Source organism: Streptomyces sp. SID13666, from assembly GCF_010548325.1.
In the GTDB taxonomy this organism is placed as follows: domain Bacteria; phylum Actinomycetota; class Actinomycetes; order Streptomycetales; family Streptomycetaceae; genus Actinacidiphila; species Actinacidiphila fildesensis.
Map to the genome: position 1 here is coordinate 207496 of NZ_JAAGLX010000006.1, position 16291 is coordinate 223786.

The 16291-nt window shown below is 69.4% G+C and carries 13 protein-coding genes; 11 read left to right on the forward strand and 2 right to left on the reverse strand.

The annotated features are described in order from the left end of the window. The first annotated feature begins 14 nt into the window (after positions 1–14). The 6 genes from G3I60_RS12615 (at position 15) to G3I60_RS12640 (ending at position 5155) form a co-directional block, all read left to right on the forward strand. Positions 15–1268 carry an Ig-like domain-containing protein gene (locus tag G3I60_RS12615; RefSeq protein WP_244809436.1) on the forward strand — a complete coding sequence of 418 codons (1254 nt, stop codon included), beginning with the start codon at positions 15–17 and terminating at the stop codon, positions 1266–1268. A gap of 146 nt (positions 1269–1414) precedes the next feature. Next, positions 1415–1927 (forward strand): MarR family winged helix-turn-helix transcriptional regulator, encoded by a 513-nt coding sequence (locus G3I60_RS12620; RefSeq protein WP_138357132.1) that lies wholly within the window; start codon positions 1415–1417, stop codon positions 1925–1927. Between the two features lie 62 nt (positions 1928–1989). Beyond that, entirely contained in the window at positions 1990–2328 is a 339-nt protein-coding gene (locus tag G3I60_RS12625) for a DUF3817 domain-containing protein (protein ID WP_138357131.1), read from the forward strand. A gap of 149 nt (positions 2329–2477) precedes the next feature. Next, complete coding sequence (locus G3I60_RS12630; RefSeq protein WP_138357130.1) at positions 2478–4178, forward strand: methylmalonyl-CoA mutase; 1701 nt, start codon at positions 2478–2480, stop codon at positions 4176–4178. 119 nt (positions 4179–4297) lie between these two features. Then, positions 4298–4882 carry a Uma2 family endonuclease gene (locus tag G3I60_RS12635; RefSeq protein ID WP_164293389.1) on the forward strand — a complete coding sequence of 195 codons (585 nt, stop codon included), beginning with the start codon at positions 4298–4300 and terminating at the stop codon, positions 4880–4882. A 108-nt stretch (positions 4883–4990) separates the two neighbouring features. Continuing rightward, positions 4991–5155, forward strand: a complete 165-nt coding sequence (locus G3I60_RS12640; RefSeq protein WP_138357128.1) for a DUF397 domain-containing protein — start codon at positions 4991–4993, stop codon at positions 5153–5155. Here G3I60_RS12640 and G3I60_RS12645 read toward each other — a convergent pair. Beyond that, the gene (locus G3I60_RS12645; RefSeq protein WP_138357127.1) at positions 5152–6600 is read right to left on the reverse strand and encodes a cell wall metabolism sensor histidine kinase WalK; all 1449 of its coding nucleotides are present in this window, start codon (positions 6598–6600) and stop codon (positions 5152–5154) included. The two genes, G3I60_RS12640 and G3I60_RS12645, sit on opposite strands and share 4 nt — an antisense overlap. Further along, on the reverse strand, positions 6597–7295 hold the full coding sequence (locus G3I60_RS12650; protein WP_164293390.1) for a response regulator transcription factor: 699 nt from the start codon (positions 7293–7295) through the stop codon (positions 6597–6599). Before G3I60_RS12650 ends, G3I60_RS12645 begins: the two co-directional genes overlap by 4 nt. Before the next feature lie 64 nt (positions 7296–7359). Here G3I60_RS12650 and G3I60_RS12655 point away from each other — a divergent pair, with 64 nt between their 5' ends. From G3I60_RS12655 to G3I60_RS12675, 5 genes are all read left to right on the forward strand, one after another. Beyond that, on the forward strand, positions 7360–8490 hold the full coding sequence (locus G3I60_RS12655) for a glycosyltransferase (RefSeq protein WP_164293391.1): 1131 nt from the start codon (positions 7360–7362) through the stop codon (positions 8488–8490). Further along, on the forward strand, positions 8487–9503 hold the full coding sequence (locus G3I60_RS12660; RefSeq protein ID WP_164293392.1) for a GDP-mannose 4,6-dehydratase: 1017 nt from the start codon (positions 8487–8489) through the stop codon (positions 9501–9503). The genes G3I60_RS12655 and G3I60_RS12660 overlap by 4 nt, the downstream gene beginning before the upstream one ends. Positions 9504–9719: 216 nt before the next feature. Next, positions 9720–10622, forward strand: coding sequence for an FG-GAP-like repeat-containing protein (locus tag G3I60_RS12665; protein ID WP_164293393.1), 903 nt, complete (start codon positions 9720–9722; stop codon positions 10620–10622). A 97-nt stretch (positions 10623–10719) separates the two neighbouring features. Beyond that, a complete protein-coding gene (locus G3I60_RS12670) occupies positions 10720–15198 on the forward strand; it encodes a polymorphic toxin-type HINT domain-containing protein (protein WP_164293394.1) in 4479 nt (1492 codons plus the stop codon). Between the two features lie 9 nt (positions 15199–15207). Next, a complete protein-coding gene (locus tag G3I60_RS12675) occupies positions 15208–15858 on the forward strand; it encodes a hypothetical protein (RefSeq protein ID WP_164293395.1) in 651 nt (216 codons plus the stop codon). Positions 15859–16291: the final 433 nt, after the last annotated feature.

Here is a 16291-nt window from a genome sequence, read left to right on the forward strand (position 1 = left end):
TGAGGACATTTCCCGTGACACCCATACGAACGTCCCGCATTCCCTTTTCCCGTATACGTGCCCTGGCCGTGCCGGCCCTGCTGGCCGTCGCGCTGACCGCCTGTGGCGGCAGCGGTGGTGATGACAACGCCAAGGGCGGCAGTGACAAGGGCGGCGCCGGCGCCCCGGCGGCCGTGCCGGTCACCGTGTCGCCCGCCAACGGCAAGACCGGGGTCGACCCCGGCAGCCCGGTGAAGGTGTCGCTGACCGAGGGCACCATCGGCGCGGTGACCGTCACCGCCGCGGCCAAGAGCAACGACGGCGTCGAGGCCGTGGAGGTCACCGGCAAGCTGGACGCCACCAAGCACAGCTGGCTGTCCGACCGCACGATGACCCCCGGCACCGCCTACACGGTGAAGGTCACCGCGGCCGACAAGTCCGGCGCGCAGAAGGAGCAGACCAGCACCTTCACCACGCTGGCCGCGGCCAAGACCAACGGCGTCACCGTCACCCCGGTGGGCAACGCGGTGGTCGGCGTCGGCCAGCCGGTCTCCATCGCCTTCGACAAGCCGGTCACCAACCGCGCGGCCGTCGAGAAGCAGCTGTCCGTGACGACGACGCCCGCCGTGCAGGGCAGCTGGGGCTGGATCACCGACCCGCTGACCGGCACCCAGCGCGCCGACTGGCGCCCGGCCGCGTACTGGGCCAAGGGCACCAAGGTCACGATGACGGCCAAGCTCAGCGGCCTCGACACCGGCGGCGGCCGCTACCTGCGCCGCGATGTCACCTCCACCTTCACCATCGGCACCGCCCGGGTCTCCAAGGTCGACATCGGCGCCAAGAAGATGACGGTCACCGAGGACGGAAAGACCGTCAAGGTCATCAACATCTCGGCGGGCAAGAGCGACTTCCCGACCTGGAACGGCCGCATGGTCGTGCTCAGCAAGCAGTCCACGATCCACATGACGTCGACGTCGGTCGGCATCGCCACCAACAAGGACGCCGCGGACTTCTACGACAAGGACGTCAAGATGGCGGTGCACCTGACCACCTCGGGCACCTTCGTCCACGCCGCTCCGTGGAACGACGCCAACATGGGCAAGGCGAACACCAGCCACGGCTGCGTCGGGATGTCGGACGCGGACGCCAAGTGGTTCTTCGACAAGGCCGTCCGCGGTGATGTCGTCGAGGTCGCCGGATCGACCCGCGCCACCGTCGACAAGGGCAACGGCTACGGCGACTGGAACCTCACCGCCGAGGCGTGGGCGAAGCTGAGCGCCCTGTCCTGACCCGTCCTGGAATCCGTCCCGGGCCCGTTCCGGAACCGGTCGCCGAGCCTGCGCTCGCACCCGTTCCCGAACGGGCCCGGGTGTCTACGGTTCCGATGGACGAGACAGCCTCTCCCACTATGTGACCGACCGGTAGGCTCATCGGCGTGCCGAAGCCCCTGAGCCTGCCCTTCGACCCCATCGCCCGCGCCGACGAGCTGTGGACCCAGCGCTGGGGACGCGTTCCGTCGATGGGTGCCATCACCTCGATCATGCGCGCCCAGCAGATCCTGCTGGGCCAGGTGGACGCCGTCGTCAAGCCGTACGGGCTGACCTTCGCCCGGTACGAGGCGCTGGTGCTGCTCACCTTCAGCAAGGCCGGCGAACTGCCGATGTCGAAGATCGGCGAGCGGCTGATGGTGCACCCCACGTCGGTCACCAACACCGTGGACCGCCTCGTCGGCTCCGGCCTGGTCGCCAAGCGCCCCAACCCGAACGACGGACGCGGCACCCTCGCCTCCATCACCGACAAGGGCCGTGAGGTGGTCGACGCGGCCACCCGGGACCTGATGGCGATGGACTTCGGCCTGGGCGTCTACGACGCCGAGGAGTGCGGTGAGATCTTCGCGTCGCTGCGCCCGCTGCGGATAGCCGCGGGCGACTTCGAGGACGGGCGCTGAAGCGTCCGGCGTTCGAGGAGGGGCGTGAGGGCGCCGGAATCGCACCGGTTACGCTCAATGCCATGAAACAAGGGACGCTGACCCGCTACCGCGTGATGGCCTATGTGACCGGCGTCCTGCTGGTCCTCCTCACCCTGGGCGTGATCGCGAAGTACCTCCTCGACATGAACGGCGCGGCCGGCTTCGTCACCGCCGTCGGGATCGCCCACGGCTGGCTCTACGTGGTCTACGTGGTGTTCGCCTTCGACCTGGGCTCCAAGGCGAAGTGGCCGCTGGGCAAGCTGGCCTGGGTGCTGCTGGCGGGCACGATCCCGACCGCCGCCTTCTTCGTCGAGCGCAACGTGACGCGCGAGGTGGCCCCGCTGGTCGTCGCCGCGAACGGCGAGCCGGCCCAGGTCTGACGCCCGTCGTGTGACACCTTGGACGTGACGTTTGGACGTGACGTACGGGGTGTGACACATGGCACGTGACGCATCGCACCGCCCTTCCCCGCAAGGGGTGGGCGGTTTGCCATCGACATTTACTAGGACGTCCTAGTAAATTCGAGGGTATGGACGCCGAAGGCATCGAAGAGGGCCGCCAGCGCTGGCAGGCCCGGTACGACGCGGCTCGTAAGCGGGACGCGGACTTCACCACGCTCTCCGGGGATCCGGTCGAGCCCGTGTACGGGCCCGCCCCCGGCGACACCGTGGACGGCTTCGAGCGGATCGGATGGCCCGGCGAGTACCCGTTCACCCGCGGTCTGCACCCGACCGGCTACCGGGGCCGTACGTGGACGATCCGGCAGTTCGCCGGCTTCGGCAACGCCGAGCAGACGAACGAGCGCTACAAGATGATCCTGGAGGCCGGCGGCGGCGGTCTCTCCGTCGCCTTCGACATGCCGACCCTGATGGGCCGCGACTCCGACGACAGCATGGCGCTGGGCGAGGTCGGCCACTGCGGTGTCGCCATCGACTCGGCCGCCGACATGGAGGTGCTCTTCGCGGGCATCCCGCTCGGCGACGTCACCACCTCGATGACGATCTCCGGCCCGGCCGTTCCGGTCTTCTGCATGTACCTGGTCGCCGCCGAGCGGCAGGGCGTCGACCCGGCCCTGCTCAACGGCACGCTGCAGACCGACATCTTCAAGGAGTACATCGCGCAGAAGGAGTGGCTCTTCGCTCCCGAGCCCCATCTGCGCCTCATCGGCGACCTCATGGAGCACTGCGCGACGGGCATCCCCGCGTACAAGCCGCTCTCCGTCTCCGGCTACCACATCCGCGAGGCCGGCTCCACGGCCGCGCAGGAGCTCGCGTACACCCTCGCCGACGGCTTCGGCTACGTCGAGCTGGGGCTGTCGCGCGGAATGGACGTCGACGCGTTCGCCCCCGGGCTGTCGTTCTTCTTCGACGCGCACCTCGACTTCTTCGAGGAGATCGCCAAGTTCCGCGCCGCCCGCCGCATCTGGGCGCGCTGGATGCGCGACGAGTACGGCGCCAAGACCGACAAGGCGCAGTGGCTGCGGTTCCACACCCAGACCGCGGGTGTCTCGCTCACCGCCCAGCAGCCCTACAACAACGTCGTGCGCACCGCTGTGGAGGCGCTGGCCGCCGTCCTGGGCGGCACCAACTCGCTGCACACCAACGCCCTCGACGAGACCCTCGCGCTGCCGAGCGAGCAGGCCGCGGAGATCGCGCTGCGCACCCAGCAGGTCCTGATGGAGGAGACCGGCGTCGCGAACGTCGCCGACCCGCTGGGCGGCTCCTGGTACGTCGAGGCCCTCACCGACCGGATCGAGGCCGACGCCGAGAAGATCTTCGACAAGATCAGGGCGCTCGGCGCGAAGGCGGTCCCCAGCGGCAAGCACTCCGTCGGCCCCATCACCAGCGGCATCCTGCGCGGTATCGAGGACGGCTACTTCACCGGCGAGACGGCCGAGTCGGCCTTCCAGTACCAGCGCGCCCTGGAGAAGGGCGAGAAGCGCGTCGTCGGCGTCAACTGTCACCACGGCTCGGTCACCGGTGACCTGGAGATCCTGCGGGTCAGCCACGAGGTCGAGCGCGAGCAGGTGCGCGTGCTGGCCGCTCGCAAGGCGGCCCGTGACGACAGTGCCGTCCAGGAGGCCCTCGCCGCCATGCTCGCCGCGGCCCGGGACGGCTCGAACATGATCGTCCCGATGCTGGCGGCGGCCCGCGCCGAGGCCACCCTCGGCGAGATCTGCGGTGTCCTGCGCGAGGAGTGGGGCACGTACACAGAACCGGCCCGCTTCTGAGCCGAGATCGGGGGCTCCGCTTCACCCCGCACGGGGGGAGCGGAGCCCACGAGCGCGTGTTCCGCGACCACAGCGAATAGGCTGGAAGCTGTTCGAAGAACACCGCTGGAGGGACCGTCGTGGAGTACGCCCGCATGCGTCTTATCGCCGATGAGTTGTCCACCAGGCGGGAAGCCTGGGCCGTTGAGATCAGCGGCGGAGAGATCATCATGATAATGAACCCGGCGAAGCGGCATGAATTCATCTCGTTCCAGATCGCTGACCAGCTCAACGACCAGCTCAGGGGCACGACCCCGCGAGTGATCGCGCAGTCCGGTGCCGAGATCGAGGACCCGCGCGGGGCAGCAGCTCTGCGCCGTCCGGACATCACGATCCTTCCCATGGATGTCCTTGATGAGGACGGCGACACCGTTGACCCCGCGGATGTGACGGCAGTCGTGGAAGTCGTATCGAGGTCGAACCCGGAGAACGACTACGAGGGCAAGACCCGCGACTACGCGGTGATGGGTATCCCCTACTACCTGCTTGTGGATCCCCGCAAGGGCACCGGTCTTGTCCTGTCCCAGCCGCGCTCCACGCCGGAGGGTCAGCGGTATGCGGCCCGCGTCGAGTTCCTGTTCGGTGAGACGGTGCAGGTGGGCGAATGGCACGTCGATACGGAGGGCTTCCCGTTGTACGGAGCGCCGGGCGCCGGCAGCCGGTAAGGCACCTGCGTGCCGGGGCGGCTCGCGGGCGGAGCGGGGGGCGTTGCTTCCGGCGGGGGATCTGGATCACGATGGCCGTGTCCATGGAGCACGACCGGAAGGCGGCACATGTCCCTCGAAGCGACCGTTGGAGACGACGGGATGATCTACATCCGCGAGACCGACGAGCCGGAGATCGTGGCCGTCACCAGTCCCGCCAAGTGGGAGGCGTTCGTGAAGGGCGTCAAGGCGGGGGAGTTCGACGCGTTCGCTGAGGAGCCGGACACGGCTTAGAGCTTGCCCTCAGCCCGGTCCTGTCGTGGCGGATCCTGGAAGCTCACCCGGAACAGGGCGCCGCCGCCCGGTGCGGGTTCCGCCGTGATGGTGGCGCCATGGGCGTGGGCGATCTGCCGGGCCATGGCGAGGCCGAGGCCCGAACCGGGCAGTGCGCGGGCGGAGTCCGCGCGGTAGAAGCGGTCGAAGACGTAAGGGGCGTCCTGCGGGGCGATCCCCGGCCCGTGGTCGCGGACGGTCAGCTCCACCACCTCCCCCTCCCCGGGACGGGACCCGGAGCCGGTCCGGGTGAGGGCGACCTCGACCGGGGCTCCCGGCGGGCTGAACTTGGCCGCGTTGTCCACGAGGTTGGTCAGCAGCCGGCTGAGCCGGGCCGGGACGCCGGGGACGTGCGCCTGCGCGGCGGCCGGGTCCGTGGCCAGGGTGAAGGGGACGTCGGGCCAGTGGCCGCGGGCGGCCCGTACGGCATGGCCCGCCAGGTCGGCGAGGCCCACGTCCTCGACCAGCGGCAGCGGTTCCTCGTCCCGCGCCAGCTCGATCAGGTCGTTGACGAGCTGGGTGACCTCGCGCAACTGCCGCTGCAGAGCGCCGGAGGCGCGGTCCCGCTGGGCGTCGGTGAGCCGGTCGGCGCGCGCCAGCAGGTCGGCGTTGGTGCGCAGCGCTGTGAGCGGTGTGCGCAGCTCGTGCGAGGCGTCGGCCACCAGCCGGCGCTGCGCCATGACGGACTGCTCCAGCTCGCCGAGCATGGTGTTGAAGGCGGTGGCGAGCCGGGTGACCTCGTCCTGGCGGTGTTCGGGACCGGCCGGGATCTCGATCCGGTGCCGGGCGTCCCGGGTGGCGGCGATCCGCTCCGCCGTGGCCGTCAGCCGGGCGACCGGCGCCAGTCCCGTCCGGGAGACCCAGTAGCCGAGGAGGGCGGCGAGCAGCACCCCCGTGCCGCCGACGCCCGCGAGCAGCCAGGCGGCCTGCCGGACGCCCTGCTCGACGGTGTCGGACCGCACCGCCACCTGCAGCGCCCGGCCACCGCCGAAGCCGCTGGTGAACATCCGCGCCGGATGCCCGGACAGCGTGATGTTGCTGAAGTACGCCGGGCGGTCGCCGGCCGCGACCTCCCGCACCGGCGCGGAGACCGGCAGCGGATACGGCTCCCGCGGGTCGGCCGCCGGGTCCGCCGGGACGATCTGCGAGCAGGCGGGCGCCGACAGGAACACGCACTCCCCGGCCACCACCTGCGGGCTCTCGCCGCGGTGCTGCTGCTTGACCAGCGTCGCCGACTGGGTGAGATGCAGATCCAGTTGGTGGACGAGTTCGTAGCGGATGACGAAGAACGCCGCCGCGCAGACCCCGACCGCGACCAGGGCGACGGCGGCGGACGCCGCGACCGCCAGCCGGGTGCGCAGCGGCCGGTGCCGACGCCAGCGCGCCATCCCGCGGGTCCCCGTCACCCGAGGTCCAGCCGGTAGCCGACGCCGTGCACGGTCTGCACCAGCCGCGGTTCGCCGCCCGCCTCCAGCTTCCGCCGCAGATAACCGATGTAGACGGCCAGCGAGTTGGAGTCCGGGCCGAAGTCATGGCCCCAGACCCGCTCCAGGATCACCTCGCGCGGCAGCGCCTGCCCCGGATGCCGCATCAGCAGCTCCAGCAGCGCGAACTCGGTACGGCTGAACTCCAGCGGGCGGCCGCCTCTGCTGCCGGTGCGGGTGACCGGCTGGACGACCAGATCCGCGTACGAAAGTTCCGGTTCCTCGCCGCCCCCCGACGCGGCCCGGCGCAGCAACGCCCGTAGCCGGGCCAGCAGTTCGTCCAGTGCGAACGGCTTGACGAGATAGTCGTCGGCGCCCGCGTCCAGGCCGTCGACCCGCTCGCTCACCGAGTCGAGCGCCGTGAGGACGAGGACGGGCGTACGGTCGCCCAGCCCGCGCAGCCGCCGGCAGACCGCCAGCCCGTCGAGCACCGGCATCATCACGTCCAGCACGATCGCGTCCGGCTCCCAGGCCGCCACCTCCGACAGCGCGGCGAGCCCGTCGGCGGCCCCGCGCACCGCGTAGCCCTCGACGGTGAGGCCGTCCTCGACGGCGGCGCGTACCTCGGGTTCGTCGTCCACGACGAGGATGCGGGCGGGCGGTGGTGCAGTGTCCATGGGCCCAAGGGTCCCAAACCGGGCTCTTAGAACCCTCTTAGACCGTCCCGTCAGCGTTGCGGCCATGCGGACCTCACAGGACATCCCACTGTCAGTGGTCATCGGGGCGGGCGGCACCGGTGGGCACATCTATCCAGGACTGGCACTCGCCGACGCGCTGCGCCGGGCCGATCCACGGGCGGTCGTCACCTTCGTCGGCACCGAACGCGGGCTGGAGACCCGGCTGATACCGGAAGCCGGCTACCGGCTGCACACGGTCAACATGATCCCGTTCGACCGGTCGCTCGGCGCCCGCCGCTATCTGCTGCCGGCCGCGCTGCTGAGCTCGGCGGTGCGCTGCCGGACGATCCTGCGCGAGCAGGGCGCGCAGGTCGCGGTGGGGATGGGCGGCTATCCCAGCGCGCCGGTGATCCTCGGGGCGCGGCTGGCGGGGCTGCCGAGCCTGGTCCACGAGTCCAACGCGGTGCCGGGCCGCGCCAACCAGTTCGCGGCCCGGCTCACCCCGAACATCGCGCTGGCCTTCGACCGCAGCCGCGCGCATCTGCCGTCCGGCAGCACGGCGGAGACCGTGGGCATGCCGCTGTCCGGGCCGCTGGCCACCCTGGACCGGGCCGCCCTGCGCGGCCGGGCCCGCGCCGAGCTGGGCGTACCGGCCGGGGCCCGGCTGGTCCTCGTCAACGGCGGCAGCCTGGGCGCCACCCGGCTGACCGACGCGGCGATCGGACTCGCCGCGCGCTGGCGGGACCGGAACGACGTACGGCTGCTCATCAAGACGGGCCCGGCCGCGCTCGCCGAGGCCAGGACCCGGCTGGCCGGGAACCCGGTCGCCGAGGCCGTCCCGTACCTGGACCGGATGGACCTCGCCTACGCGGCCGCCGACCTGGTGATCTGCCGGGCCGGATCGGCGACCATCGCCGAACTGGCCACGACCGGGGTGCCCGCCGTGCTCGTCCCGTATCCGCACGCACCCGGCGACCACCAGACGCACAACGCCCGCGTCCTGTCCGACGCCGGAGCCGCCGTGCTGCTCCCCGACGCCGAAGCGACCGCCGACCGGCTGGCCGCGCTCGTCGAGCCGCTGCTGCGCGACCCGCGCCGGCTCGCCGCGATGAGCGGCGCCGCCGACCCCGGCACCCACGCCCGGGCGGCCGATCTGCTCGCCGCCAAGACTCTCGAACTGAGGAACGCCGCATGACAGCGACCACATCTTTGAACCCTGTCGACTGGACCGGCCGCACCGTCCTGGTGACCGGCGCCGAGGGCTTCATCGGCAGCACCCTGGTCGACCTGCTGGTCGAGCGCGGCGCGAACGTCCGCGCCCTGGTGCACTACAAGCCCTACGGCGAACGCGGCCACCTCGCCGGCTATCTGCGGCCGGACAGCCCCGTCGAGATGCTCGCGGGCGATGTCCGCGACGCGGGCCGCGTCATGGACGCCGTCGACGGCTGCGACACCGTCTTCCACCTCGCGGCACTGATCGGCATCCCGTACAGCTACCAGGCCCCCGAGGCCTATGTGCAGACGAACGTGGCCGGCACCCAGAACGTCGCCGGGGCCTGTCTGCGGCACGGAGTGCGCCGGCTCGTCCACACCTCCACCAGCGAGGTCTACGGCAGCGCGCTCACCGTGCCGATCAGCGAGAGCCACCCGCTGCAGCCGCAGTCCCCGTACTCCGCCTCGAAGATCGGCGCGGACATGACGGCGCTGTCGTACTTCCACTCCTTCGAGCTGCCCGTCACGGTCGTCCGGCCCTTCAACACCTACGGCCCCCGGCAGTCCGCGCGCGCCGTCATCCCGGCGATCCTCGCCCAGCTGCACTCCGGCGCCCGGCAGATCCGCCTCGGATCCCTCGCGCCGACCCGCGACTTCACCTACGCCACCGACACCGCCGCCGGCTTCCTGGCCCTGGCCGGCTGCGACCGGGCCCTCGGCGAGGTGGTCAACCTCGGCACCGGCCGCGAGGTCTCCATCGGCGACCTCGCCGGCTCCCTGATCGCCGCCTCCGGCCGAGAAGCGGAGATCGTCGTCGACCCGGCCCGCCTGCGCCCCTCGGGCAGCGAGGTCCAGCGCCTGCTGTCGGACAACTCCCGGGCGCGCCAGTGGGCGGGATGGGAGCCACAGGTGTCCCTGGAGGAGGGACTGCGCCGCACCTCGGAGTGGGTCGCGGAGAACCTGAACCTCTTCGCGACGGACCGCTACCAGGTGTAGAGCGCACGACAAGTCCGAATCAGGACTCAGAGACCCAAGCAGTCGCAAGCCACCCTCACACGGTCTTCACAAGCGAACACAAGTTCCCATAGTGTGCGTTGGCCATGGTCGTGGACCTGGCGTGTGTTCATCCGTGGGGGGTGGCCAGGCGGATCTGTCGCGCCTGCGCCTGCGCGCGTGTTCGCGCTCGTGTCGTTTGTGAGGACGTTCGTCCGCATGCTCAATTTCGTCAAACGCCCGATCCGCCGGGCGGTGATCCGTGCTTCCGGTCTGGCTTCAGCCGCCGTACTCGTCATGGCCGTCGCGGCCTCGGCGTCGTCGCCGGCCGCCGTCCGGGGGTCCGCGCAGGCTGCAGGGCCTGCCGCTCAGGCCGCTACTTCCACCACCCCGATGTTTCCTGCGTTCGGCCGCAGGGCTGACGGGCACCTGTACGACTACGAACCCGCAGGCACGGGCGGCTTCCGGTCGGCGGTGGATCTGGGCGGCGGGTTCGGCAACGCCACCGCGATCGTCCAGAACAATGTCTCCGCCGCCGGGGCCAGCGACCTGTACTTCCGGATGGGCGGGGCGCTGTATTACACCGCCGAGCGCGGAATCGAGACCAAGCTGCTCGGCACGGGATGGGACCAGTTCGACCTTCTGGTCGCGGGAGGGAACTTCGGCGGAGCGGCACAGCCGGACCTCATCGCCCGGGAGCCCTCAGGGGCCTTGTGGCTGTACCAGGCCGCGGCTGACGGCGTGCTGGCCGCGAAGGTCCGCCTGGGCACAGGTTTCCAGGGTATGGACCGGATCATCGGGCGGGCGGACTTCACCGGCGACGGGAAGGCAGACCTCATCACCCGTTCCACGGGTGGGACGTTGTTTCTCTTCCCTGGTTCCGGCAACGCCGTGACCGACGCCGTGTGCACGGGCCGGCTGACGGTCAGCGCGGGATGGAACACCTACAACGTCCTGATCTCCACGGGTGACCAAAACGGTGACGGCAAGGCCGACCTGATCGCCAGCGACGCCGCAGGGGCGCTGTGGCTGTTCAAGGGCACGGGCGACTCCGCCGCCCCGTTCGCCGCCCGGGTGCAGATCGGCTCCTCCGGTTGGAGCTCCTTCAACACCCTGTTCTGACGTCCGGGCCCACCACTTCTCTGCCCTGTGGCCCGGTCATCCGACGATCGTCGACGACCGCCCGGGGCAGCATCAGCAGATCGGCTGACCCACGCTCATGCGCACCAACGCGCCACCCTTCCCCCGCCTGCCCAGACGCCTGTTGGGGCGGCTCATCACCACCACCGCCCTGGCCACCGTCGCGGCGGTGACGTTCACCGGCGGCCAACTCCAACCGCTGGCCCGCACTGTTCCGGTCGGAGCCGCCGAGGACGCGCCCGCCTTCAACGCGGCCCACGCCGCAGAGGTACGTGCAGCCCAGTGCACGCTCAATCTCGTGCAGCGCAAGGGCGGCCAAGAGCTCAAGAACGCTGCCCGCCGTGGATTGAAGGGCACAGAAGAAGAGCTCCTGCAGGCTGCCAGGACCGACTATGACAACGGGGTGCCGCTGGACACTGCCTTCGACAAGGATCAGGCGTGGGCCTCGGCCAAGGTGGACGAGCTCTACTTCCGCTACAACGAGTGGAACAAGTCCCTCAGCGCTCCGCCCCCGGATGGCTACACCTTCACCGGGTTCCAGTGGATCGAGTGGAAGGACAATCCGTTCAACACCACCGGTCTGTCGGGCTGGATCGCCGACCGGTTCTGGCAGAGCGAGTACGACCTGTTCCATGAGGATCTGATGCCGCAGGCCGGGAAGGAGTCGGCAGACGCGGTTCGGGCCCTGGGCAACGCCGAGTACGACTGGAACGGCTCCGCCTCCTACGAGGACCGGCGGGGCTGGAAAGATCTGGCGGACGCGCCGTCCAAGAACCTGTACGCCGACGACGCCCGGCTCTTCCTGCAATACGGCGGCTTCCCCGCCACGGCGCCCGATCCGGCGTCGATGGAGTTCCGGATCGACGTCGAGGGCCTCAAGGCCCGCTTTGCGTCCTGTGCCAGCACCAACCCCTTCGACCCGCATCAGGTGCTGGGCGCGGAGGTGGCGCAGGCATCGACCGAATGGCAGAACGAGCTCGCCGGCCAAACGGTCCCGCGCGACACGATCCTGGGCGCGGAATCCCAGGCCTCAGCAGATCTGCAGGTGGCCACGCAGGCGATGGGCGAGGCCCTCGGTCAGTCGATCATCGCGAGCAGGCTGGCGGACTGGCAGGCCTACTGGCTCAAGCAGACCCCTGCCAGCGCGGGCCTGCAGTACCCGGCCGCAGCGGTCTTCGCCAAGGTCAAGACCGATATCGTCAAGGCGCAGGCCATGGCGCTGGGCCGGGTCCACGTCGCCTCACGGGCCGCACGATCCGCGCAGATCCAAGCCGCCGCGGCGGTAGCCGCTCAGCAGACCGCTTACAACATCGCGGATGCGGCCGGGCTGCCCCGCGGGCGCGGGCTCATGTACGGGCAGCAGGCCGTCCAGGTCACCCGTGCTTCGGCCGCCGCCGCGACGGCGGTGGCGAAGGCGACGGAGACCGCCTCGAACGCCACCCTCGCATCTGCCACTGACAGCAAGACGCTGATGGCTCTCGCCCAGACTCAGGCGCACGCCTCGCAGGCCGACTTCCGTCGGATCGCCGCCCAGGAGGCCGCGGCCCAGGCCAAGGCCGCTGCGGACGGCGCCGCCGTCCAAGCCACCCGAGCCGGGGCCAACGCGGTCAAGGCCAAGGCCGCCCAGGCCAAGGCTGGAGCCGCTGAGAACACGGCGAAGAACGCTGCCGCCGACGCGCACGCGAAGCGGCTGACCGCTGAGGCCGAGCGTGACAACGCCAAAACACAGAAGGAACTGGCCGAGAGCGAGCGGGCGAAGGCCTCTGCGGCTGATACCCGAGCGCAGTCCGAACGCCAGGTCGCGGCGACCGCGCTGAGCACCGCACAGGCCGCAGGATCGACGGCCACCGAGAAGATGAACGCGGCAGTGGCGGCGGAGAGCAGGGCGATTACGGCGCGCAACCACGCCGTGGATGCCGAAGGCAATCGAGACAGTGCAGAGGCCAAAGCATACGCATTGGAGGCGTACGCCGACGCAGCAGAAGGCACCGACGCCGCCACAGGAGCCAGGACCGCCGCCACCCAGGCGCGGACCGCCGCGAATGATGGCACCACCGCTGCGACCAACGCTCGGTCGGCTGCCGATGAAGCAACGACAGCTGCCTCCAACGCGCGCCAAGCAGCCACTCGCGCCACGGCTGCAGCGTCCCGTGCCAAGGCGGCCTCTGATGCCGCCCAGCGCGACGTGGCGATTACCAACGCCGCGGTGCGGAAGGCGCATGCGGCCGCAGCGGACGCGATCGCAGCATCTGCGGCCGCCGCTGAGAATGTGCGATTGGCGAAGATCTACGCCGATACTGCGAAGTCGCAGGCCACCACGGCGAAGGCCGATGCCGCGATCGCCCGACTGGAGGCCAACGCCGCAGCGGCCGACGCAGTACGCACCGCTGGCTTCGCATACTCCACCGCCCAAGCAGCCTTGGCCGCCCGCGACTCGGCGACACAGGTCATCAAGCCCGCCAACGACGCGATCGAACTCGGCTCCCCTTACAAGGAAACTGATGCCTCCGCCGGCTTGGCTGTCCTCAGCGGCCAGGCCGCCAAGACCGCAGCCCAGCAACAAGAGGCACTCGCCCAGGCCAAGGCTGGCCAGGCGGCGAAGGCCGCAACCGAAGCCGTAGCCCTGGCAGCAGCCGCCTCCGCTGACGCCAAGGCCGCCGCCACCGCGGCAGCCGAAGCAGCCGCCTCCGCCTCCAGGGCGGCAACATCCCTCACGCAAGCACGCAGTTCCGCAGCAGAGGCCTCGGCGGCGGCGAAAGCCGCCGTGACAGCGGAAACCCACACGGTCGCGTACGACCAACAGGCCACCGACGACGCGGCCGCAGCGGCGACGGCGTCCGATACGGCAAGCGGATATGCCAGCCAGGCCCGCAACTCAGCCGACGCCGCCGAAACCGACGCCGCCTCCGCCCGTAGCGCCGCCACCGCAGCGGAAGGCGACGCTAGCACTGCACGCGGAATCGCCGAGCAGGCCGAACGCGACGCCACGACCGCCGAGACGGCTGCGGCCAACGCCCGCGAGGCCGCTGAACAGGCACAGCAGGCTGCGATCCGGGCCGAGACCGCACAGTCCCAAGCCAACCTCGGGCGCGGCGGAGCTACCGGCGTCGCGAACATGTTCACCACACAGAAGATCGTGTTCCTGGAGGATCCGAAACCTCAGAACGACTGCGTCCTCGGGATGGGCAACAGCGGCTGTGACGTCAACTACAAGGTGCACTTCAACCTGACCGTCGACTTCTACCTTTGTGACAATCCGGGGGCCCCTATCGACGTCACTGCTGCTACCTGCCCAGCCGGCAGCAGCACCTGGCTCAGTAGTACGACCAATGAGGTCACCAAGGTTGTCACCAAGCACTTCAGTACGTGGGACATAGTCTCCGTCGCTGACGAGGAGCTTCTGAACGGGCTCTGGCTCCTCGAACCGGACATCTTCAAGGCCCTCTTGATCATGCTCGTGCAGGACATTGCCGAATGCGCCAAGGGCAGCGTCTCAGATTGCCTCTGGACAGCAAGCTGGTTCGTCCCGGAGGCAAAAGTCCTCCAAGCCGCCGACTTTCTTCGCGCGCTCGACGCAGCACTGCACACAGGCATCGGTATCGCCGACGCGTACAAGGCTCTGAGAGCCCTGAGCCTCGACGCCAAAGTGATGGCCGCGATCGATGAGGAAGTTCACCTCGTCGAGGACGCCTTCGCAGCTTGTACGAGGAACAGCTTCCCGGGCGGCACACAAGTCCTCATGGCTGACGGTTCACACCGGGCGATCAGCTCGGTCCACGCCGGTGACTGGTTGATGGCGACCGATCCGGCAACCGGGGGGCTGCGCCCGGAGCTGGTAACCGCCTCCTTCGTACACAACACGGAGCGGCTGGTCGACGTCACCCTCTCCGGCGGAGGCAGCCTGACCAGCACTGCAGGGCACCGGGTGTATGTGGTCGAGCGCGGCTGGATCTTCGCTTCGGAACTGCACGTTGGTGACCTGTTGCGGGCAGCGGACGGGTCTGTCCACGCAGTCAGTTCGGTGCGCGAGAATGCTGGCCTCGCCCCACAAATGGTCTACGACCTGACGGTCGATGGGCTGCATACCTTCTATGTACGTACGAGCGGCACCCAGCCGCAGGATCTGCTGGTCCACAACTGCACCGAACTGGTCGCTGATGAGGCGAAGTTCCCTGACGCCGCCCACACACTGAAAGAGCACGTCAACCCCACGGTGGCGGAATCCCTCAGATTGGCCATCTCGAAGACGATAGGAACAAGACTGGGTATCAACAGCGTCTGGACCGACGCGCAGCTCGCACAGCAGGCGGCCGACTACGGCCTCGCGGGCTATCTGGCCAAGAGTAAGAAGGCCAGAGACAAATTCGCTCTCTGGATGCGCACCAAAGCCGATACCTCGCTGTTCACAATATCGGGCGAGTTTGGCGAAAATTCGCTCGGTACCACGTATGTAGCCGACGGTTCTTCCTATCCAGCGAGTAATAAATTCACTTTGCTGCTGAAGAAGATGCCGGGACATCCGCGCGGGTACATTGTCTATTCGACCTTCCCCAACTGAGGAGCAGGTATGGTCGAGCGTTACTCGGAGCTTGACTTCGGTCTCACCCGCCTCACCAGCCGGTTCCATCAGGAATGGGCGCGGGAGCAGACTGCAGCCGACGTCGTCGTCGACCACGCCGGCGTTGACGGCGGGGCGAAGGCCGCGCACGCGATCCTGGAGGACGTGATCCGGCTACGGGAGTCGCCGCTCCCCAATTGGGCGCTCACTGCCCTGTGGCATGCGGCGACAGGCCGGACCTACGACCTTGAACACCTCGGCATCGATGGACGTGACTGGTTGCGCCAGATCGCGGACATCTGCATTGAGCAGATCCGCATGGAGGACGCGACCTATGTAGTTGCCGTCCCGGCACCGGCGGACGATTCACTGACCGGCGCCGTGCTGGACGAACTCCTGGTGGCGGGACCCGGGCTGACGGCGTCAGCCATGACACGTAGGCACTACGAGGTCTCCGGCGTGGTCCCCGCGCTAGAACTGGCCGTCACTCAGGTCAGCCCAGATCTCGGCTTCCGGCTCTTCCTCCGGGCCATGGCCGAATACTGGGTCCCCATCGACCAGGCCTGGTACGAGCGGTTCGAAGCGCTGGGCGAGCGGTTCGGCTACGGTCCGCTCCATGTGGTCGATGTCGCTTTTCTGACAGACCTGACCACGCGTTGATCGAGCCGCCCTGTTAGAGGCGGCTGGGCGGCTGAACCCAGAGTCGGAACTGCGCCCGCAGGGCGGCCTCTCATGCGAGGGGCTCGCTCTGCGGGCGTTGGGCATCGGCCTTGGGGGTCACTACGGGTCCAGTGCCTCCAGCGGGCAGCCCGCCGCCGATCAGTCACCGAACTTGAGTTCGAACCAGAAGGTCTTGCCGGTGGTGTCGGTGGAGATACCCCAAGTTGTGGCGCAGTCGGCAACGAGGTGGAGGCCTTGGCCCGCCTCCCGGTTGTCGGCGGTGGAGCGGGGGCGGGGGAGGGTTGCACTGGGTCTTGCACTGCCACCCGAAGGGCGGCTGGACGGTGTACCACCACGGGGGCAGGTCGCTGAAGTGCAACAAGGCGAAGATCAGCCGCATCGAGACAGGACTCAACGGTATCCGACGCTTCGA

Excerpts from the sequence above, each read along its gene's own strand:
- G3I60_RS12640 (WP_138357128.1), top strand. The coding sequence starts at position 4,991 with ATGTCCCTCGAAGCGACCGTTGGAGACGACGGGATGATCTACATCCGC.
- G3I60_RS12665 (WP_164293393.1), top strand. The coding sequence starts at position 9,720 with ATGCTCAATTTCGTCAAACGCCCGATCCGCCGGGCGGTGATCCGTGCT.
- G3I60_RS12675 (WP_164293395.1), top strand. The coding sequence starts at position 15,208 with ATGGTCGAGCGTTACTCGGAGCTTGACTTCGGTCTCACCCGCCTCACC.
- G3I60_RS12660 (WP_164293392.1), top strand. The coding sequence starts at position 8,487 with ATGACAGCGACCACATCTTTGAACCCTGTCGACTGGACCGGCCGCACC.
- G3I60_RS12625 (WP_138357131.1), top strand. The coding sequence starts at position 1,990 with ATGAAACAAGGGACGCTGACCCGCTACCGCGTGATGGCCTATGTGACC.
- G3I60_RS12670 (WP_164293394.1), top strand. The coding sequence starts at position 10,720 with ATGCGCACCAACGCGCCACCCTTCCCCCGCCTGCCCAGACGCCTGTTG.
- G3I60_RS12630 (WP_138357130.1), top strand. The coding sequence starts at position 2,478 with ATGGACGCCGAAGGCATCGAAGAGGGCCGCCAGCGCTGGCAGGCCCGG.
- G3I60_RS12650 (WP_164293390.1), bottom strand. The coding sequence starts at position 7,295 with ATGGACACTGCACCACCGCCCGCCCGCATCCTCGTCGTGGACGACGAA.
- G3I60_RS12655 (WP_164293391.1), top strand. The coding sequence starts at position 7,360 with ATGCGGACCTCACAGGACATCCCACTGTCAGTGGTCATCGGGGCGGGC.